Below are 20,059 nucleotides of genomic sequence, written 5' to 3'. Positions count from 1 at the left end.
TCCCCCAGAAAGGCAACTCGGGTGCGTACGGATTACCGCGAGCTTTTCATGGCGGGGGGTGGACTGGATTCACACCACGGGTGGAATCGGAGTACGACTTCGGGATGAGATCTTCCCCGAACGGTGTCAACTTCGCCGTTCTGTCACCTGATCGGCTTCGCTCTGCGTTTCTTCGTTCACCGATCGTTCCGACACGTGTTGGGTGTCACTGTCCGGGGAATCGCCGTTCTGGCGGGGACGGCGGAGCGGAACCGTCGTCCTTTCCCACAGTTTGCGGCCCTCTTCGGCGCGGATCCGTTCGCTGGCGCGTTCCATTTCCAGCCGCCGCCATTTCCGGCGCTGGCGTTTCGTCGCCTTGGCGGGCCACAGTTCCTGGATCGCGCTGTTGAAGTACGCGCCGCCGACCACCGCGAGCCCGATGAAGAACATCAGCAGCAGGAACGCGATCGGCGCGGCGAGCGCGCCGTAGGTGTAGCCGGTCTTGGTGATCCAGTTCAGGTAGATCCGCAGCCCGATACTGGAGAGCAGGAAGACGACCATGGCGAGCATCGCGCCCGGCAGCCCTCGGTGCCACGGCAGTCGGCGCGGCAGGGCCAGCTTGTACAGCGTCGTCAGCGCCAGCACGATCATCACGGCCAGTACCGGGTAGTACAGCGTGCCGACCCAGTACGACACCGTGCCGCGCCAGTGGGTGGGGAAGAACTGGGGGAGCAGATCCGGCCCGATCGCCAGCAGCGGCAGCCCGACCACCAGGATGACCAGCCCGGCCAGGTACAGCAGCAGCGCGAAGATCCGCTGCCAGACGTCGTTGCGGACGCCGTACTGGTCGTGCGCCACGGTGATCGCGTCGACGAACGACGACATCGCCGACGAACCCGCCCAGAGCGAGATCAGGAAGCCGACGGAGACGATCTCGCCCTTGCCGACGGTGAGGATGCTGTTGACCGTCGGTTCGATGATGTCGTGGACGGCGTTGTCGCTGAAGATCGTCTTGCTGAAGGTGATGATCCGGTCGTGGACCGCGGTCACGACCTCCTGGCCGAACCAGTCGCCGACGAAGCCCAGGCAGCCGAGGAGCCCCAGCAGCAGCGGCGGCAGGGACAGCGTCTGCCAGAACGCGGCTTCGGCGGCCTCGGAGAAGATGTTGCCTTCCCACGCCTTGTTGAGCGTGCGGCTGAGCAGGCGCAACGGACCTCTGCGGGCCTTCGCGACCTCGGCGGCCGTTTCGGGACGGCCGTTCTCCTCGCTCATGCAGCTCCTCCGCCGGCGCCGGGCGCCCTTGACGGTGTCCAGCATGGTCCATGCTGCGGCATTCGGCTCGTCACCCCTGGATTTTCGGGTGAGTAACCCGACAACGGGGGTGGCGCTTCAGGCGTTCCACGGGCCCGGGAGGTAGGCTCCTCGCAGTGCCCTCACCTCAGGCGCCGGCGTCGCGGCCGGATACCCAAGTGGGGGTTTTCGCTTGTGGCAGGGCGATTGACCAGGGGTTTTCGGTGAGGGAGGTGGGGAACCGGCATGGCGGAAACGGTTGAACGTGATCGAGGCGAGCTGGGTGCGCCTCCCGCGGCGAAGGACAGCACCGCCCGCCCGCTGCGTGCCTGGCAGCGGCGCGCGCTGACGAAGTACCTGACGAAGAAACCGCAGGACTTCCTGGCCGTCGCGACGCCGGGCGCGGGCAAGACGGTGTTCGGTCTCCGGATCGCCGCCGAGCTGCTGAGCGACCGGACCGTCGAGAAGATCACCATCGTCGCGCCGACGGAGCACCTGAAGCACCAGTGGGCCGCCTCGGCCGCGGCCGCGGGTATCGCGATCGACTCGAACTTCCGCAACGGCACCGGCGTCACCTCGCGTGACTACCAAGGTGTCGCGCTGACCTACGCGCAGGTCGCCGCGCATCCGACGCTGCACCGCGTGCGCACCGAGAACCGCAAGACCCTGGTCATCCTGGACGAGATCCACCACGGCGGTGACGCGAAGTCCTGGGGCGACGCGGTCCGCGAGGCGTTCACACCCGCCGTCCGCCGTCTGGCGCTGACCGGGACGCCGTTCCGCAGCGACGACTCGCCGATCCCGTTCGTCACCTACGAGCCGGACGGCTCGGGTTTCCAGCGCAGCAAGGCCGACCATTCCTACGGCTACGCCGACGCGCTCGCCGACGGCGTGGTCCGGCCGGTCGTCTTCCTCGCCTATTCCGGCGAGGCCTCCTGGCGCACGAGCGCGGGGGAGGAGTTCACCGCGCGGCTCGGCGAGCCGCTGACCGCCGAGCAGAACGCGCGGGCCTGGCGCACGGCACTCGACCCGGCGGGCGAGTGGATCCCGTCGGTGCTGCAGGCCGCGGACACGCGCCTCACGCAGCTTCGCGCCAACGGCATCCCGGACGCGGGCGGGCTGGTGATCGCCACCGACCAGGATTCAGCGCGCGCCTACGCCAAGATCCTGCAGCGCCTCTCCGGCCAGAACCCGACGGTCGTCCTCTCCGACGATCCCAAGGCGTCCGGGCGGATCAAGGAGTTCTCCGATTCGACCGACCGCTGGCTGGTCGCGGTCCGGATGGTGTCCGAAGGCGTCGACGTGCCGCGCCTCGCCGTCGGTGTCTACGCCACGAGCGCGTCGACCCCGCTGTTCTTCGCGCAGGCCATCGGCCGGTACGTGCGTTCGCGCAAACCCGGCGAGACGGCTTCGGTCTTCCTGCCGAGTGTGCCGGTGCTGCTGGAACTGGCCAGTGAGCTGGAGGCGCAGCGCGACCACGTCCTCGGCAAACCGCACCGCGAGAAGGACGGCTGGGACGACGAACTCCTCGCCCAGGCCAACCGCACCGAGGACGAGCCGGGCGAAGAGGAGAAGGCGTTCACCTCGCTGGGCGCCTCCGCCGAACTCGACCAGGTCATCTACGACGGCAACTCCTTCGGCACCGCGGTGTTCTCCGGTTCCGACGAGGAGCAGGAGTACCTCGGCCTGCCCGGTCTGCTGGAACCGGACCAGGTCCGCGCCCTGCTGCGGAAGCGGCAGGAGGAGCAGCTCTCCGACGAGAAGCGGCGCAAGCCCAAGGCCGAGGAGGCCGCGCCGGTCGCGCGGCCGCAGTCGGTCAGCGAACGGCTCGGCAGCCTGCGCAAGGAGCTGAACGCACTGGTGGGTGTGCACCACCACCGGACCAAGAAGCCGCACGGCGCGATCCACAACGAACTGCGCCGGGTCTGCGGCGGACCGCCGACCGCGATGGCTTCGGTGGAGCAGCTCGAAGAGCGGATCGTCACCCTGCGTTCCTGGTGACCCCTTCATCGCACGCGGGGAGAGCGCGAGGTCGTGAAGGCCTCCTTGCCTACTCTCAAGGTAGCGAAGGAGGCCTTCACGGACTTTGCCGTAACCCCAGGAGTCACACCGGTCACTGTCGTCCCACGCCGGGTCCGAAGCGCGTGAAGGCCCCTCGGCTGAGCGAAGGAAACTCGCGGCTCCGGAGTCACCTCTGGAACACCGGACCACTCACCTGCCGCCTGGGTTCGGGTGACCCGGCGCGACGCCGGGCCCACGACACCGACTGTGTGGATTTCGGGTCATCTGACGTCCCAAAACCCACACAGTCCCGCGTGACTGGTCCGGTCGCGACGGCACGCGAGGCACGAAACCCCCCGGTCACCGGACCGCGACGCCTCTGTCGTCACGCTGAGTGAGTGGTGGCGGTCACATCGTCAGCGGATTTAAACTTCGGAGGCTTTGCTACGGCCACGTTGCCAAACCGTGTCCATTTGATGAGGCTTAATCGATTCAGCCGTCTTCCGCGAAACACGTTCGGCGGCATATGTTGTCGCCCACAACATATGCGCGATGGTGCGACCGGTCCGCCAGGATCGCCGCCCGCGAGCAAGATCCGGAAGGAACGAGGATGCGCAGCAGAACCCTTACCCTCCTCGCCGCGACGGTGGGCGCCGGCCTGGTGCTCTCCGCCTGTGGCGCCAACACCGCCGACTCGGGCAGCAGCAACTCCTCGCAGTCCGCTCCCGCCCCGGGCGGTGCCGCCGCCGGCGGCAAGGTCGGTGTCATCCTGCCGGAGACCGCCACCTCCGCGCGCTGGGAGTCCTTCGACAAGCCGTTCCTGACCAAGGCGCTCAAGGACGCGGGCTTCGACGCCGACGTCCAGAACGCGCAGGGCGACGTCCAGAAGTTCACCACGCTGGCCGACGGCATGATCGCGCAGAACGTCAAGGTCCTGATCATCGCCGCCATCAACGGCGAGGTCGGCGCGGCGGTCGCCCGCAAGGCGCAGGCCGCGGGCATCCCGACGATCGACTACGACCGTCTCAACCTCGGCGGCAGCTCCGACTACTACGTCTCGTTCGACAACGAGAAGGTCGGCCAGCTGCAGGGCCAGGGCCTCGCCGACGCGCTGAAGGACAAGAAGGGCGCCGAGGTCGTCATGATCGAGGGTGCCCCGACCGACAACAACGCGACGCTGTTCGCGAACGGCCAGAAGTCCGTCCTGCAGCCGAAGTTCGCCAGCGGCGACCTGAAGCTCGTGCGCGAGCAGGCCATCGACAACTGGGACAACCAGAAGGGCGGCCAGACCTTCGAGCAGATCCTGACCGACAACAAGGGCAGGGTCGACGGCGTCGTCGCCGCGAACGACGGTCTCGCCGGCGCGGTCATCACCGTGCTGAAGAAGAACGGCCTCAACGGCAAGGTCCCGGTGACCGGCCAGGACGCCACCGCGGACGGCCTCATGGCGATCCTGCGCGGCGACCAGTACATGACCGTCTTCAAGCCGATCAAGGAAGAGGCCGAAGCCGCGGCGAAGCTCGCCGTCCTGCTGGCCAAGGGCGACAAGGCGGGCGCCGACGCGCTGGCCACCGGCAAGGCGAAGGACCCGAAGGGCAACCGCGAGGTCAAGTCCGTGCTCCTCGAGCCGAAGCTGACCACCAAGGACGGTGTCAAGGAGGTCGTGACGCAGGGCTACGTCAAGGCGGCCGAGATCTGCGGCGGCGACCTGGCCGCGGCGTGCACGCAGCTCGGTATCTCCTGACCCGTTAAATCCAGACGACCGGGCCGGGGCGCACTCGGACACAGCGCGCTCCGGCCCGGTATCCAGCCGGGAGAACCCCATGAGTGAACCCATCCTCGAACTGAAGCAGCTGAACAAGAGCTTCGGGCCGGTCCACGTCCTGCACGACGTGGACTTCAACGTGCGCGCCGGTGAGGTCACCGCACTGGTCGGCGACAACGGCGCCGGTAAGTCCACTTTGGTCAAGTCGATCGCCGGGATCCACGGCTACGACTCGGGAACGGTGAAGTTCCAGGGCAAGCCGGTGCACATCCAGGGCCCGCGCGACGCCGCGGATCTGGGGATCGAGGTCGTCTACCAGGACCTCGCCCTGGCCGAGAACCTCGACATCGTGCAGAACATGTTCCTCGGCCGGGAACGCGGCAGCAAATGGCTGCTCGACGAAGCCAGCATGGAGAAGGCCGCCCGCGAGACGCTCGCCTCGCTTTCGGTCCGCACCGTGAAGTCCGTCCGCACGCCCGTTTCGGCGCTCTCGGGCGGGCAGCGGCAGACCGTCGCGATCGCCAAGTCCGTGCTGTGGGACTCGAAGGTGGTCCTGCTCGACGAGCCGACCGCCGCGCTCGGTGTCGCGCAGACCCGCCAGGTGCTCGACCTCGTCCGCCGCCTCGCGGAACAGGGCCTCGGTGTGGTGCTGATCAGCCACAACATGGCCGACGTCTTCGAGGTCGCCGACCGTATCGCGGTGCTCTACCTCGGCCGTCTGGTCGCCGAGGTGCACACCAAGGACGTCACCCACGGCCAGGTCGTGGAACTGATCACCGCCGGCCGCTCCGGCGACCTCGGCCTTGCCCGCCCCGAAGCCGCCGTCCTCTAGAACGAGGCGAGAAAGAACCGGAAATGACTGAGACACCTGCAAAGCCCGCTTCGCCGGAGGGTGGCAAGTCGGCGGCCGCCGCGCTCAACCCGTCGGCGGCCATCACGGACTTCGGCATCGACACGACATCGATGTCAACGCGCGAGGCCGTCGGTGACTACCTCTCCCGGCTCAAGGCGGGACAGCTGGGTTCGCTCCCGGCGCTGCTCGGCCTGCTCGTGCTGGTGATCGTGTTCGCCTCGCTGTCGGACACCTTCCTGACGATGAACAACATCGCGAACCTGATGGCGCAGGGCGCCGGCAAGGCGATCATCGCGATGGGCATCGTGTTCGTGCTGCTGCTCGGTGAGATCGACCTGTCGGCGGGTACCGCCTCCGGCGTCACCGCCGCGGTCCTCGCGATGCATTACGTGCGCAACGGAAACCTGTTGGGCGGTATGGGGAACGGTGTGTTCATCGCGTTCCTCGTGGTGCTCGCGATCGCCGCTCTGCTCGGCGTGATCCTGCGGATCTGGGCGGGCGTCGGGTTCGCCGTGCTCGCCATCGCGCTCGTGCTGTCGGGAACCGCGGCCAACGCGTGGATCGAGATGCTGCTCGCGATCAGCGTCGGTGGCGCGATCGGTGTCCTCACCGGGTTCCTCGTCTCGAAGATCGGCATGCCTTCGTTCGTCGTGACGCTGGCGCTCTTCCTCGCCTGGCAAGGTGTCATCCTCCAGTTCATCGGTGAGGGCGGCACGCTCGGCATCAGCACCTCGGACGTGCTGTTCAAGGTCGCCAACGGCAATCTGTCCACTTTGGGGAGCTGGATCCTGTTCCTGATCGCCGCCGGCGGGTTCGCCGCGGTGACCCTGGGCCAGCACTTCTCGCGGCTCAAGCGCGGCCTGGTCACCCAGCCGACGCCGATGGTGCTGTTCAAGGTCGGCGCGATCGGCGTGGTCGCCGCGATCGCGACCTATCTGCTGACGCTGAACCGCGCGCCCAACCCGAACATCGTGATCTCCGGCGTCCCGTACGTCGTGCCGATCGTGCTCGGACTGCTGGTGCTCGGCACCTACGTGCTCAACCGCACGCAGTACGGCCGCCACATCTACGCCGTCGGCGGCAACCGCGAGGCGGCCCGCCGCGCCGGTATCAACGTCGAGAAGATCCGCGCTTCGGTCTTCGTCATCTGCTCGGCGGTGGCGGCGGTCGGCGCGATCGTCTACTCGTCGAAGGTCGGTTCGGTCGACCCGCAGGCCGGTGGACTCAACACGCTGCTGTTCGCGGTCGGTGCCGCCGTCATCGGTGGTACGTCGCTGTTCGGCGGCAAGGGCCGGGTCGTCGACGCGGTGATCGGTGGCCTCGTGCTCGCGGTCGTCGAGAACGCACTCGGCCTGTTGAAGCAGTCGGCGGCGGTGGTCAACATCGTCACCGGCCTGGTGCTGCTTCTCGCGGCCACGGTGGACGCGCTGTCCCGGCGCCGCGCGGCTGCGTCGCCGCGCTGAGTCCGCATGGAATGATGAAGTCCGTGACCAGCACACCCGTTGCACGACCCGACGAGGTGCGCAGGCACAACCGCACGACCTTGCTCCGGTTGCTGCACGTCAGCGGCCCGAGCACCAGGGCGACCCTCGCCACCGAGCTGGGGCTCAACCGCAGCACCATCAAGACCCTCGTCGACGGCCTCGCGGAAGCGGGGGTCGTCGAGGAGCGGGTCCCGAGGCCGGGACGAGGGGCGGGCCGCCCCTCGCTCCTGGTCCTGCCGCAGCCGCACGCGGCGGTGGTGCTCGCGGTCGACCTCCAGGTCGAACACGTGGCGATCGCGCTGGTCGGGTTCGGCGGCCAGATCCTCGGGCGCAACAGCTGGAACCTCCGCGGCCGGATGCGGGAGGCCGACGAGGTGATCACGCACGTGATCGAGTCGACCACCGTGCTGGCGGGCGACCTCGGTGTGCAGCCGATCGCCGCGGGGGTGTCCGTGCCCGGCGTCGTCCGCCGGGCGGACGGGCACGTCCACGAGGCGCCCAACCTGCGCTGGACCGACGTGGCGCTGGGGGAACGGCTCGGCGGTGTGCTGCGCATTCCCATCCTGGTCGGCAACGACGCCGAACTCGGCGCCATCGCCGAACATCTGCGCGGCGCCGCGCGGGGCTCGTCCGACGCCGTGTACGTCTCCGCCGACGTCGGTGTCGGGGGAGGGATCATCGCGGACGGTTCGTCGCTGCGCGGCGGCGCGGGCTACGTCGGCGAGATCGGGCACATGGCGATCCGGCCGGGCGGCCGTCCCTGCTACTGCGGGTCCAGTGGCTGCTGGGAGACCGAGGTCGGCGAAGCGGCGCTGTGCCGAGCGCTCGATCTGCCCGAGGACACCCCGCGCGGGGCGATCCTGTTCGAACTGCGCGAACTGGGCCGGGATCCCCACGCGGCCGAGGAGCGGCTCTCGGAGTTCGCGGAATGGCTGACACTGGGCCTGGTGAACGTGGTCAACCTGCTCGGCCCGCAGCTGGTCGTGCTGGGTGACCTGCTCACCGTGCTGCCCGATTCGGTCGTGCGGTCGGTGGCGGCCGAGGTGCGGCGGCGGAGCCTGGTCAGCCGGGCCGTGGGCGGGACGCAGATCGTGAGTTCGGCGCTCGGGGCGGACGTGAAGCTGCTGGGCGCCGCGGAGGCGGCCTTCGAGATGATCCTGGACACGGTTTAGCGCACGAGACCCAAGGCGAAAACAGGGCGGCCGGCGCGCTCCATGGGGGAGCGGCCGGCCGCCGGTGGTCGTGGACTGGTGGGCTACCGCTGAATGTCCGCGGACATTTCCTTGAGCTTCGTCTCGTGTGCGCGGGCGTGGTGACCACAGAAGAGCAACTCGCCACCGGTGCTGAGAATGGCTCGAACTTGTGCCGCAGCTCCACACCGGTCGCATCGGTCGGCAGCGGTCAGTTCGGGGCGGGTGAGCGTCGGTGAAGTCATTGGAGTCTCCCTCCGTCCCGGCACCGGTGGCCCGGTGCCATCGATCCAGCTACGACCACTTCGGCACTGATGCCGGCAACGTTCGTTCCCGGCCCCGCCGTGTTCGTGCTTCCACTCTTCCAGACGTTTGGCGGCCCGCAAGTGTTCCCGCGCGGGTGTCTCGTTTGTCACTGCTAATTACCTCGGATGCCGTAGCGTAATCACGCAACGTGGGAGAAGACTCCCCGGCGAACCGCCTTTTCCCACGTCAGGCACCATGCGGGGGTGGGTATCGCAGTCGTCCGGAACCGCCTTCAGGGCGTGCCGGCGCCGTTCTTGTTCGTTCTCAGCGGAATTTCGATGTACGCCGGTGCGGCCATCGCCGTAGGTCTCTTTTCGGTCGCCTCCCCCGCGGGGGTGGCCTGGCTTCGCTGTCTCGGGGCGGCGGTGGTCCTCCTGGCGTGGCGCAGGCCACCCCGCTCGGCGTGGACCGGGCGCACGTTCCTGCTCGCGGGCGCTTTCGGTGTGGTCACCGCCGGGATGAACGTGCTCTTCTACGAGGCGATCGCGCGGCTACCCCTCGGCACCGCGGTCGCGCTCGAATTCACCGGACCCGTGGTGGTGGCGGCGTTCGGTTCGCGGACCCGCCGGGACGTCTTGGCGCTGCTGCTGGTGGTGGCCGGGGTGGTCGCCATCGCGGACGTCCGGCTCGAAGGCAGCCTGCTCGGCGTGCTGTTCGCGCTCGGCGCGGCGGCCGCCTGGGCCGGGTACATCCTGCTCGGGAAGCGGGTCGCGGTCGGCGGGAACGGGATCGACGGGCTGGCCGTCGGGTTCGCCGTCGGCACCGTGGTGCTGTCGCCGCTGGCGTTCGGCACCGGCGCGGTGTGGGGTTCGCCACGTCTGCTGCTTCTCGGCATCGGGGTGGGTGTACTCGCGACCGTCGTGCCGTACGCGCTCGACCAGGTGGTCCTGCGCAAGGCCGGGCGGGCACGGTTCGCGCTGCTGCTCGCGTTGCTGCCGGTCACGGCGGGGATGATCGGCTTCCTCTGGCTCGGGCAGGTCCCGGCCCTGCCCGAGGCACTCGGCACGCTGGCCGTCGTCGCCGGGGTCGCGCTGCGCTCGCCGGGGAAACGCGATGGCCCGGCGCCTCCCTGAGCGGGATACTGACCAGTCTGTGGCGCTGCGAGCACCGGGAGGACACGTGGCCGGACCGTTCATCATGCGGTCGTGGACGTTCGAAGACTGATGTCCTCCGGAATCGACGGCGACCGGACGGGCCTGTCCGGCCGCCGCTGGCTGCCCGGCGGCGAGCACCTCGTCGCCGTCGCGCGGGCCGAACTCCCGCAGAAGGACGGGCTCGCCGGGCCGTTCACGGCGCTGGCCGCCCTGCGCGCGGCGGGGTTCGACGTCGCGGGCCAGGACGAGGTCGCGGCGCTGGCAGGCACCACACCGGAAGGCTTGGCGCGGGCGATCGGGGCGCTGTCGGGCGGACGCCTGGCCGCGGTGCCCGCCCAAGGGAACCGGTCCCCGCGGTCGTTGTTCATGCTCCTGGCGGCGCTGTGGCGGCTGCCGAGGCTCGCGTTGATCGCGGAGGTCGACCCGGCCGAATTCGGCGCGCACGACACCCCGGCGCGGGCGCTGCTCGACTACCTCGACACGGGCGTCCCGCCGCTGTGGTCGTCCCGCTGGCGTCCGCCGGGCGGGCATTTCGTACTGGCGACCGGCATGCGGATCGGCGCCGAAGGCACCTTGGTGTCCATCATGGACGGTTATCCGTCCTTGGGGGACAACGGGTTGCACGACCAGCCGGTGGAATGGGTGGCCGCGGCGCTGAAGCGGACGCTGGTCGTGGTCGACGACGGCGACGCCGAGGCCGCCGTCGCCGCGATCACGACGGCCGGTTTGTGGAGCTGAGGTCGTCCTTCGCGAAGCGGGAATGCTTGCGGCCGTAGAAGAGATAGATCAGCAGGCCGAGCAGCAGCCACGCGGCGAACCGCAGCCACGTCATCACGTCGAGGTTCAGCATCAGGTAGAAACACGCCAGCGCCGCCACGATGGGCAGGTAGGGCGAGAACGGCACGGTGAACGGGCGCTCCAGGTCCGGGCGCCGCTTCCGCAGCACCGGGACGGCCAGCGCGACGATGATCATCGCCGACAGCGCGCCGATACTGACCATGTCGGCGAGTTCGGAGATCGGCACGAACGCGGCCAGGGCCGCGATCAGCACCGCCCCGGCGATGGTCATCCGGTGCGGGGTGCCCCAGCGCGGATGCGCCGTGCCGAACTTCTTCGGCAGCAGGCCGTCGCGGCCCATCGCGAACCCGATCCTGCCGATCGTCACCAGTTCCACCATCATCACCGACGTCAGCCCGGTGACCGCGCCGAGCGAGATCAGCGCGCCCACCCAATGCTGCCCGACCCGGTCGAAGGCGTCGGCGAGCGGGGCACCCGCGTCGATCTCGGCGAACGGCACCATGCCGGTCAGCACGAGCGAGACCCCGATGTAGAGCAGCGCGCAGACCCCGAGCGCGCCGAGGATGCCGACCCGGAGATCGCGTTTGGGGTTCACGGTCTCCTCGCCGAGGTTGGCGAGCGCCTCGAAACCGGTGTAGGCGAAGAAGACGACGGCGGCGGCCGTCACCATCCCGGCGATTCCGTAGACGGACTGTTCGAGTCCGAGCGCGGCTTGCACGATCGGCTGGTGCAGGGTGCCCGCCGTCTCCGCCGGTGCCTGGGCGGGCGGGATGAACGGGGTGAGGTTCTCGCCGCGGATGTAGAACACGCCGACCGCGAGGATCAGCACGCATACCGCGACCTTGACCAGCACGAGCAGATTCGTCACCCGCGCCGACTCCTTGATCCCGAGGACGGCGATCACGGTCAGCACGGCGATGATCGCGACCGCGCCTATGTTCACCTTCGCGTCTTCGCCGAACCAGTCGGGGGAAAGCCCCATCAGATTCGCGAGATAGCCGGACCAGCCGCGCGACACGACGGCCGCGCCGAGGGCGAACTCGAGCAGCAGATCCCAGCCGATGATCCAGGCGAAGGTCTCGCCGAGGGTGGCGAAGGCGTAGGTGTAGGCGCTTCCTGCCGTCGGCACGCTGGAGGCCAGTTCGGCGTAACAGAGGGCGGCCATCCCGGCCACGACGGCGCCGAGCACGAACGACAACGTGACCGACGGGCCCGCGTGGGATTTCGCCTCGACCCCGGCGAGGGTGAAGATGCCGGTGCCGATGATGATGCCGACGCCGAATCCGATCAGGTCGCGCCCGTGCAGGCGGCGTTTCAGCTCACCCGAATCCTGCCGTTTCAGGACCTCGTCCACGTCCAGAGTTCGCCGCATGAAGGCTCACGCTAGAAGATCGCCGCCCACCTCGCAGATCGGTGGAAGCCTTCACCCCTCCAGCACGACGCCGTTCTCCTGCGCGAGGATCGCCGCCTGCACCCGCGACCGCAGTTCCAGTTTCGTCAGCACCCGCGAAACGTGCGTCTTCACCGTGGTCTCGCCGATGTGCAGCCGCGTCCCGATCTGCGCGTTGGACAGGCCGCCGCCCAGGCAGGCCAGTACTTCGCGCTCGCGTTCGGTCAGGTCTTCGAGCCCGTCGGGGACGAGAGAAGGTTCGCGGGTCCCGGCGGCGAACGCGGCGATGAGCTTCCGTGTCACCTGCGGGGCGAGCACTCCTTCGCCCGCGGCGACCAGCTTCACCGCCTCGATCAGCCGTGACGCCTCCACCGACTTCAGCAGGAAGCCGGCCGCGCCCGCCCGCAGCGCGGCGTGGACGTACTCGTCGAGATCGAAGGTGGTCAGCACGAGGACTTCGCACAACCCCTCCGCGGTCAGTTCCCGCGTGGCCGCGATGCCGTCGACACCGGGCATGCGCACGTCCATCAGCACGACGTCCGGTTTCAGCGCCTTCGCCTGCCGGACGGCGGTGGCGCCGTCCGCGGCCTCGCCGACCACCTCGATGCCCTCGGCGTTGCCGAGGATCATCATCAACCCGGCACGGATCGCGCCGTGGTCGTCGGCGACCAGCACCTTGATGTTCCCGTCGCTCAAGACCCCTCCAGAGGCAGTTCGGCGCGGACCAGCCAGCCACCGCCGGACGGCCCGGCGGCGAGAGTGCCGCCCACCGCGGCGGCGCGTTCCCGCATGTTCAGCAGGCCGAGTCCGGTCCCGCCGTCGTCACCCGAGCCGGAGCCGGGACGGAGATCGTTGCGCACTTCGACGGTGAGTATGCCTCCGTCGGCGCGGATGTCGAGCACGGCCCGCCCGCCCGCGGCGTGCTTGGCCGCGTTGGTGAGCGCCTCCTGCGCGATCCGGTACGCGGTCAGGTCGACCGCGGCGGGGAGGTGGGGCGATTGGTCCGGTACGGAACCGATCTCGACCTCCAGCCCGCTCGCCCGCGCCGATTCGACCAGTTTGGACAGTTCGGCCAGCCGGGCGGGCGCGGTCGGCTCGATCTCGGTGTCCCCTGTGGAGGGATCCGCGCGCAGCAGCCCGATCATCGCGCGCATCTCGTCCAGCGCGCTCACGCTGTTCTCCCGCACCGATTCCAGGACCTTCCTGGACAGTTTCGGGTCGGCGGTGGCCATCGACAGCGCGGCCTCCGACTGGATCGCGATCGCCGAGAGATGCCCGGCGATGACGTCGTGCAGATCCCGCGCCATCTTCGAGCGTTCCCCCGCCACAGCGGCCTTCCGGTCCAGTTCGCCGATCGTGGCCAGCTGGACCGCGTTCGCCCGTTCGCTTTCGGCGATGTCCCGCTGCTGACGGACGTTGGCCGCCCACCACACCGGGGTGACCAGGAACGGCAGGAGGGCGAACGCGGCGAGGACCGCCGTGCGCCACTGTGCGGAGAAGATGAGCGCCAGGCAGACCACCGCGATGGTGCCGATCGCCGCGACGCCGATCATCAGCCTGCTGGTGCGCCGCGAACCGTAGAGCGTCGTCGCGTAGAGGAAATCGGTGAAGACGATGAGGATCGGGAGCGAGGGACCGAACGCGACGTCGACGGCGAGCACGGCCAGCGCGCAGATCAGCGCCAGCGGGATCTTGCGGCGCAACATCTCCAGGCCGCACAGCACGGTCAGTTCGCTCAGCCGGATCCACAGTGGCGTTTCGTCGGGGCCCGCCAGCAGCACCTGCATCCCGCTCACGTAGACCAGCACGCCGAGGACCCACGTGCCGAAGGCGATGACGAGGTCCTGTTTCCATTCGGCGAGGTGGTTCAGACGCGGGACGAACGTGGGCACCCGTCCATCCCAGCACACCGGGACGCGCCGCGGGGTCCTACTAACTGATGACGGTGATCTCGTGCCGTACGCCGACGCGGAATCCCCGGGCCGCGAGACAGACTCGGACCGTGAACAAGATCTGGGACTTCATCGCGGAAAACCCCATGGCGGCCGTGGTCGCCGGAGGGGAGATCGGTTTCTGGGTCGCCATCGTCGCCGGCCTCGTGGCCCGCTATCTGCTCAAGCTGAAGCGGACGAGCGTCGTGCTGCTGCTCCTGACCCCGGTGATCGACCTCGTCGTGCTGGTCGCGACGGTCATCGACCTGCGCAACGGCGCCACGGCGAACTTCGTGCACGGCCTCGCCGCGGTGTACCTGGGCTTCAGCGTGGTGTTCGGGCATTCGATGATCAAGTGGGCCGACGTGCGGTTCGCCCACCGGTTCGCGGGCGGGCCTCCACCGCCGCCCAAGCCGCGGGGGCGGGAGAAGCTGCGCGCCGAATGGCGTGACTGGTTCAAATGCGTGCTGGCCTGCGGGCTGGCCGCGGGGGTGCTGCTCCTGCTGATCTTCATGGTCGGCGACACCGAGCAGGTCGATCCGTTGTGGGGCTGGCTGCCGAGGCTGGGGGTCGTGACGGCCATCTGGTTCGCCACCGGGCCGCTGTGGCAGGAACTTTCACCCAAGGGCGACAGGGTCGAGGAAGGGGCGCGACGATGATCGAGCTGCTGGGAATCCTGTTGCTGGTGCAGGGCGGCGGCGGGCTGATCAACCGGTTGCTGGGCAGCACCGATCCGAGCTGGTTCGTGCAGCTCCACCTGCTCCCGCCGGGGACGCACGTGGTGGCGAGCGCGCTGATGGTGGCCGCGGGCGTGGGGGTGCTGTTCGGCGAGCGTGCCCGCAAGCAGCGCCGCCGGTCAGAGTGAGACGAGCACCTGCAGGACGCCGAGGACGATGGTGACGACCGTCAGCACGACGGTCACCACGGTGAGCCGCGTGACCCGCGCGCTCACCGTGCTCTCGTAGGCGTACCGGGTCTCCTCGTCCATCGCTTCGGCCTGGCGGTCGAGCTGGGCGATGATCCGCTCCACGCCCATGCTGGTGACCAGGCGGCGTTCCAGCGAATCGATCTCGGGCGGGAGCACCGAATGCAGCATTTCGAGGATGTCGTCGAGCGAGCCCCGGAGCAGCCGGGTGCGGTTCGGCGACTTCTTTTCCTCCGTCAGCGCCCGCATTTCCCGCTGGGCGGTGCGCAGCCACTGATCGGCCAGCGCCATCCGGATCAGGACCCGTTCGAGGATGAAGAGCATCCCGTGGTCGAGCCCGCCGACGTCGCTGTCGATGCCGAAGTACGGTTCGGCCGCGCCGAACGGGCCGCGCATCAGCTCGTCCTGGTGCTCGACGTAGTCGGAATCCTTGCTGTTGAGGCAGACGATCCCGCCCGCCATCGTGTAGGCGGAGACGAACGAGCGCGTGCCCCACGACGGGCCGAGCGCGTCCCTGGCGACCTCGCGGGGCACGAACCGCCAGCCCTCGTCGCTGGTCGCCAGTCCGTAGAACGGCCGGGGATCGGCGGCGACCCGCTGGGCGGGCGGATGTCCGTCGTGGGACCGCAGTTCGACGCACCAGCCCTTGCGGCTGAGCCCCTCGGTCAGGCCGCAGCCCTTGGTCAGGTCTTCGAAGATGTGGGTGACGGCCTTGAGCAGCGAGGGGAAGGACTTCTCCCCGTAGCCGCCGTGCAGCCCGTTCTCCTCGTTCGCCGTCTCGCGGCCTTGAAGGCTCTGCAGGACGGCGATGGCGAGGTCGAACTCGGCGGCGGGTCCGGCCGCCCCGCCGGTGATCGTGGTCGCGAGGATCAGCGTCATCGCGTGATAGGCCGGATGCCAGGTGACGACGAGTTCGCACGGCAGGCTGACCGCGCCGATGCGAATCGACAGCCGGGAGCCGCCGGTGCGTTTGCGCAGCACCCGGCGTCGCGGCGGCTCCGAGTAACTGGCCAGGAAGTTCTCCGCGGCCGTCCACTCCTCGCCGAGTTTCCCGTCGAGGTGAACCAGCCGCCCTCGGTCGCGGCCGCCGTCCAGGACCTTCTCCGCCTCGCGCTCGGACAGGGGGACCGCCCAGGCGAAAGTGAGGAGCACCGCGGTCATGCGGGTTCGCGGCGCAGCAGGGTGATCAGGTCCCGGCCGAGATGACGGCGGAGCGGGCCGGAGGCGTTGACCAGTTCGTCGCGGTCGATGTGCTCGTCGGCCGGACCGAGATCGTCGAGGACGTGGTACGTCCACTCCCACCCGGTGCGCCAGCCCGCTTCGGCCGCGTCGGCGGCGACCTCCTCCGGGTCGAGGTAGCGCACCGGGAGCGCCGGGCCTCCGTCGCGTAGCGCTTTGTCGAACTCTTCGCGCGGCACACGGCGCGAGCGGACCTCGCCGCCGGCTTCGACGCTGTCGAGACTGAACGCGCCCCGCCCGATCGGCGACCGGCTGTAGGCCAGCACCAGGGCGCCGCCGGGCGCGGTGACCCCGGCCAGCCGCCGCAGAATCGGCGCGACGTCCGACGTCGGCACGTGCTGGACGACGTGACTGCACAGAACGAGGTCGTACGGTCCCCCGTCCAGTTCGGTGATCGGCGAGACGGCGAAGGACAACTCGGTGTCCTCGACGACGGTCTCGCGTGCCTTGGCCAGCCTGTCCGGGTCCGGGTCCGCGGCGGTGACGCGCGCGGAGAACCGGGCGAGCCAGGGGAGGAGGCGGCCCTCGCCGCAGCCGGCGTCGAGCGCCTTGACCCCTTCGCGTGGGCCGAGGATCGAGGTGAGCTGTTCGGCGACCTTCCCGAGCGCGCGGTCCTCGCTGGCCGCCCAGTAGCCGTCGTAGGGTTCGTGCCGTCGGATGAACATCCCGGTGACGTGGTCGCCGGTGTCCGGGTAGCGATAGCTCTCGGTCAGCACAGTCGCGAATATAGCCCGGATTCGCGGATTCTCCGAGTTTCCGTGTCCTGACGCGGTTTGTATCGAACGTATGCGCGCGACCGGAAGGCTCGCGGCATGAAGAGGCTGGGACTTCTCGCTTCACTCCTGCTGGTTTTCGCGCTCATCCCCGGGGTCGCGTCCGCCGCGGCCGCCTTCCCGAAGATGGACTCGGCCACGGTCGACGGTTTCCGCTGGACGTCCGGTTCGACCTTCGGCACCTACGGCACGCGGATCGCCGCGCTGGAGAAACACCTCCCGCCGAAGGCCCTGCCGGACATCCTGGCGGCGGCCAACCGGAAGGCACGGCCGCTGTGCCACGCCACCTATCTCGCGGCGGCACTGAACCCGGCGGGATTCTGCTGGGAGGACGCAGGAGACGACAAGACCAACGACTGGATCCCGCAGGGACTGACCGGCTCCGGCGACGCCGACGCGGTGACCGGGAAGGTCGGCGGCAAACGGGTCGTGGCGACGTCCTGGCACACTCCCGGCGACACCATGGTCCGGCTGTCCTTTGTGGACGCCACTGGGCTGGGATACCGGCACGTGCTGCTCGTCGAACCGACGTCGAACGACAATTTCGCCGTCGTGCAAGGACATGGGCACGGGATGACCTGGATCGGGAACCGGCTGTTCGTCGCGACCACCGGGGGAGTGGTGCGGGTCTTCGACACCACGCACTTCTGGAAGGTCGACGACAGCCTTGGCGTCGTCGGCAAGGGACCGGACGGCAAGTACCACGCGGCGTTCTACGACTACGCGATGCCGCAGATCGGCGCGTACTGGTACCCGGGAGGCGGAAGCTGCACCACCGCGATCGGGACCCGGCCGTGTCTGTCGACGATGTCCTTCGACCACGGCGACGGCTCGATCGTCACGTCGGAACACGTGTCCGACGCCGCCGGGAGCCGGGTACTGCGATGGCCGTTCGACCGCGCGACCGGTCTGCCCAAGCTGTCGGCCGACGGCACCGTGCACGCGAAGGAAGGGTTCGTGTCGCCGGTGTGGGGCATGCAGGGAGCCGTGGCGCGCAACGGGTATTTCGTGATGACCGGCGTGTGTCCCGAGTACGCCGGGGTGGCCGGGGATCATCCGTCGTGCCTGCACGGCGGGGTCGGCGGCACGTCGACGTCGCGGCTGAGCGGCCGGGCGCCGGTGAACTCGCAGAACCTGTCGTACTGGCCGGCGACAGGGGAGCTATGGCTGATGAACGAACAGCTGCGGGAGCGGGTGACCGTGCACGTCCCGTGGGCGACCCTGACTGGCCGGCCCTGAGCGGAACTCGCGTGACCAGAGCCGGAACTCGCGTGATCAGAGCCGGAACTCGCGTGATCAGAGCCGGAACTCGCGTGATCAGAGCCGGAACTCGCGTGACCAGAGCCGGAACTCGCGTGATCAGACGCCGCACACCCGAGTTCGGCGCTCAATCACGCGAGTCCCGTGTCTGATCACGCGAGTCACGGGTCCCAGCGGGTGGCCCGCGGATGGCACCGGACGCGAAAAACCCCGCCACCGAAACGGTGACGGGGTCTTCCGTGAACCCTGGGCTCAGTCCAGGTAGTCGCGCAGCACCTGCGAACGCGACGGGTGACGCAGCTTCGACATCGTCTTCGACTCGATCTGCCGGATGCGCTCACGGGTCACCCCGTACACCTGGCCGATCTCGTCGAGCGTGCGCGGCTGACCGTCGGTGAGGCCGAACCGCAGCCGCACCACACCCGCCTCACGTTCGGACAGCGTCTGCAGCACCGACTGGAGCTGGTCCTGCAGCAGCGTGAACGACACCGCGTCGACCGCGACGACGGCCTCGGAGTCCTCGATGAAGTCACCGAGCTGCGAGTCACCCTCGTCGCCGATGGTCTGGTCGAGCGAGATCGGCTCGCGGGCGTACTGCTGGATCTCGAGGACCTTCTCCGGGGAGATGTCCATTTCCTTGGCGAGCTCTTCGGGGGTGGGCTCGCGACCGAGGTCCTGCAGCAGTTCGCGCTGTATGCGGCCGAGCTTGTTGATGACCTCGACCATGTGCACCGGGATACGGATGGTGCGGGCCTGGTCGGCCATCGCGCGGGTGATCGCCTGACGGATCCACCAGGTGGCGTACGTGGAGAACTTGTAGCCCTTGGTGTAGTCGAACTTCTCGACCGCGCGGATCAGACCGAGGTTGCCCTCCTGGATCAGGTCCAGGAACGCCATGCCGCGGCCGGTGTAACGCTTGGCCAGCGAGACCACGAGCCGGAGGTTCGCCTCCAGGAGGTGGTTCTTCGCCCGTTCACCGTCGCGCACGATCCACTTGAGGTCGCGTCGCATCTGGGTGACGAGCTTCTCGCCCTCCTCCTCGGCGTTGCGGACGCGCTCGGCGGCGTAGAGCCCGGCCTCGATGCGCTTGGCGAGCTCCACCTCCTCCTCGGCGTTCAGCAGGGCGACCTTGCCGATCTGCTTGAGGTACGCGCGGACCGAGTCGGCCGAAGCGGTGAGCTCGGCGTCCTTGCGGGCCTGGCGCAGCGCCTCGGACTCTTCCTCGTCCCAGACGAAGTCCGGGTTGTCGGAAGACTTCCCGGCGTTCTTGTCGGTCGACGTGCGGCGCCCGCGGGCGGGCGTCTCTTCGACGTCCTCGTCGGACTCCGCGTCCTCTTCCGTCTCCTCGGTGACGGAAGCGTCGACGACGTCCACCTCGACCTCTTCGAGGTCGGACAGATCCGGGGTCTCGAGGTCGGCCTCGTCGAGGTCGCCGGGACCGTCTTCCGGGTCGCCGTCTTCGGTCTTCGCACTCTTGGTGCTGGGTTTCTTGGCCGGAGCCTTCTTCGCCGGGGCCTTCTTCGCGCCGGCCGCCTTGGCGGCGGTCTTGCGCGCCGCGGGCTTCGCCGCGTCGGTGGCTGCCTCGTCGGCCGGCTCGCCGGCTGCGGTCGCTGTCTTCGTCCCGCTTCGGGTTGCGGTTCTTGCGGCTGCCACTTACGCCCTTTCGCAGCGGTCGATCATGACGAGCCGAGGCGTGATGGTCTCGGCTGCCTCAAACTTCGGGGAACACCCCTCGGCCTGCGGTTTCCCTCGTTCTCGTGGGTGCCGCCGCCGTGGGCCGT

General features: G+C 69.1%; 18 protein-coding genes. 10 read left to right on the top strand and 8 right to left on the bottom strand.

The window, feature by feature from the left end:
* Positions 1–126 precede the first annotated feature (126 nt).
* Complete coding sequence (locus H074_RS28785; protein WP_039923637.1) at positions 127–1,251, bottom strand: YihY/virulence factor BrkB family protein; 1,125 nt, start codon at positions 1,249–1,251, stop codon at positions 127–129.
* Positions 1,252–1,515: 264 nt separating this feature from the next.
* On the opposite strand from H074_RS28785, the gene H074_RS28780 reads away from it, so the two are divergent.
* The 5 genes from H074_RS28780 (at position 1,516) to H074_RS28760 (ending at position 8,544) form a co-directional block, all read left to right on the top strand.
* Positions 1,516–3,270 carry a DEAD/DEAH box helicase gene (locus H074_RS28780; RefSeq protein ID WP_007033591.1) on the top strand — a complete coding sequence of 585 codons (1,755 nt, stop codon included), beginning with the start codon at positions 1,516–1,518 and terminating at the stop codon, positions 3,268–3,270.
* A 610-nt stretch (positions 3,271–3,880) separates the two neighbouring features.
* Entirely contained in the window at positions 3,881–5,014 is a 1,134-nt protein-coding gene (locus tag H074_RS28775) for a sugar ABC transporter substrate-binding protein (RefSeq protein WP_007033590.1), read from the top strand.
* Between the two features lie 79 nt (positions 5,015–5,093).
* Positions 5,094–5,867: an ATP-binding cassette domain-containing protein gene (locus tag H074_RS28770; protein WP_007033589.1), complete on the top strand. Its 774-nt coding sequence runs from the start codon at positions 5,094–5,096 to the stop codon at positions 5,865–5,867.
* A gap of 23 nt (positions 5,868–5,890) precedes the next feature.
* Complete coding sequence (locus tag H074_RS28765) at positions 5,891–7,351, top strand: sugar ABC transporter permease (protein ID WP_007033588.1); 1,461 nt, start codon at positions 5,891–5,893, stop codon at positions 7,349–7,351.
* Positions 7,352–7,362: 11 nt separating this feature from the next.
* Positions 7,363–8,544 carry an ROK family transcriptional regulator gene (locus H074_RS28760; protein ID WP_051072030.1) on the top strand — a complete coding sequence of 394 codons (1,182 nt, stop codon included), beginning with the start codon at positions 7,363–7,365 and terminating at the stop codon, positions 8,542–8,544.
* 83 nt (positions 8,545–8,627) lie between these two features.
* Here the strand turns inward: H074_RS28760 and H074_RS41715 are convergent, their stop codons facing one another.
* Positions 8,628–8,807 (bottom strand): DUF7455 domain-containing protein, encoded by a 180-nt coding sequence (locus H074_RS41715; protein ID WP_016332937.1) that lies wholly within the window; start codon positions 8,805–8,807, stop codon positions 8,628–8,630.
* A 339-nt stretch (positions 8,808–9,146) separates the two neighbouring features.
* On the opposite strand from H074_RS41715, the gene H074_RS28750 reads away from it, so the two are divergent.
* Positions 9,147–9,941 (top strand): EamA family transporter, encoded by a 795-nt coding sequence (locus tag H074_RS28750; RefSeq protein ID WP_039923635.1) that lies wholly within the window; start codon positions 9,147–9,149, stop codon positions 9,939–9,941.
* A 90-nt stretch (positions 9,942–10,031) separates the two neighbouring features.
* Complete coding sequence (locus H074_RS28745) at positions 10,032–10,700, top strand: DUF6885 family protein (protein WP_007033585.1); 669 nt, start codon at positions 10,032–10,034, stop codon at positions 10,698–10,700.
* Here H074_RS28745 and H074_RS28740 read toward each other — a convergent pair.
* From H074_RS28740 to H074_RS28730, 3 genes are all read right to left on the bottom strand, one after another.
* The gene (locus tag H074_RS28740) at positions 10,675–12,114 is read right to left on the bottom strand and encodes an APC family permease (protein ID WP_007033584.1); all 1,440 of its coding nucleotides are present in this window, start codon (positions 12,112–12,114) and stop codon (positions 10,675–10,677) included. The two genes, H074_RS28745 and H074_RS28740, sit on opposite strands and share 26 nt — an antisense overlap.
* Positions 12,115–12,183: 69 nt before the next feature.
* Positions 12,184–12,846 (bottom strand): response regulator, encoded by a 663-nt coding sequence (locus tag H074_RS28735; RefSeq protein ID WP_007033583.1) that lies wholly within the window; start codon positions 12,844–12,846, stop codon positions 12,184–12,186.
* A complete protein-coding gene (locus H074_RS28730) occupies positions 12,843–14,042 on the bottom strand; it encodes a sensor histidine kinase (RefSeq protein WP_007033582.1) in 1,200 nt (399 codons plus the stop codon). Before H074_RS28730 ends, H074_RS28735 begins: the two co-directional genes overlap by 4 nt.
* Positions 14,043–14,152: 110 nt before the next feature.
* Here H074_RS28730 and H074_RS28725 point away from each other — a divergent pair, with 110 nt between their 5' ends.
* Positions 14,153–14,740 (top strand): hypothetical protein, encoded by a 588-nt coding sequence (locus H074_RS28725; protein ID WP_007033581.1) that lies wholly within the window; start codon positions 14,153–14,155, stop codon positions 14,738–14,740.
* Positions 14,737–14,946, top strand: coding sequence for a hypothetical protein (locus H074_RS28720; RefSeq protein ID WP_007033580.1), 210 nt, complete (start codon positions 14,737–14,739; stop codon positions 14,944–14,946). Before H074_RS28725 ends, H074_RS28720 begins: the two co-directional genes overlap by 4 nt.
* Here H074_RS28720 and H074_RS28715 read toward each other — a convergent pair.
* Together H074_RS28715 and H074_RS28710 are read right to left on the bottom strand one after the other, a co-directional pair.
* Positions 14,938–16,167 carry a hypothetical protein gene (locus H074_RS28715; protein ID WP_007033579.1) on the bottom strand — a complete coding sequence of 410 codons (1,230 nt, stop codon included), beginning with the start codon at positions 16,165–16,167 and terminating at the stop codon, positions 14,938–14,940. The genes H074_RS28720 and H074_RS28715 overlap by 9 nt on opposite strands.
* Positions 16,164–16,961, bottom strand: a complete 798-nt coding sequence (locus H074_RS28710; protein ID WP_007033578.1) for a class I SAM-dependent methyltransferase — start codon at positions 16,959–16,961, stop codon at positions 16,164–16,166. The genes H074_RS28715 and H074_RS28710 overlap by 4 nt, the downstream gene beginning before the upstream one ends.
* 96 nt (positions 16,962–17,057) lie before the next feature.
* On the opposite strand from H074_RS28710, the gene H074_RS28705 reads away from it, so the two are divergent.
* Positions 17,058–18,257, top strand: coding sequence for a hypothetical protein (locus H074_RS28705; protein ID WP_007033577.1), 1,200 nt, complete (start codon positions 17,058–17,060; stop codon positions 18,255–18,257).
* 273 nt (positions 18,258–18,530) lie between these two features.
* Here the strand turns inward: H074_RS28705 and H074_RS28700 are convergent, their stop codons facing one another.
* Complete coding sequence (locus tag H074_RS28700; RefSeq protein ID WP_007033576.1) at positions 18,531–19,931, bottom strand: RNA polymerase sigma factor; 1,401 nt, start codon at positions 19,929–19,931, stop codon at positions 18,531–18,533.
* Positions 19,932–20,059: the final 128 nt, after the last annotated feature.

The organism is Amycolatopsis decaplanina DSM 44594 (assembly GCF_000342005.1).
GTDB classification, from domain to species: Bacteria; Actinomycetota; Actinomycetes; order Mycobacteriales; family Pseudonocardiaceae; genus Amycolatopsis; species Amycolatopsis decaplanina.
Note: the sequence above shows the minus strand (reverse complement) of the source record. Positions and strands in the feature narration are given on the sequence as shown.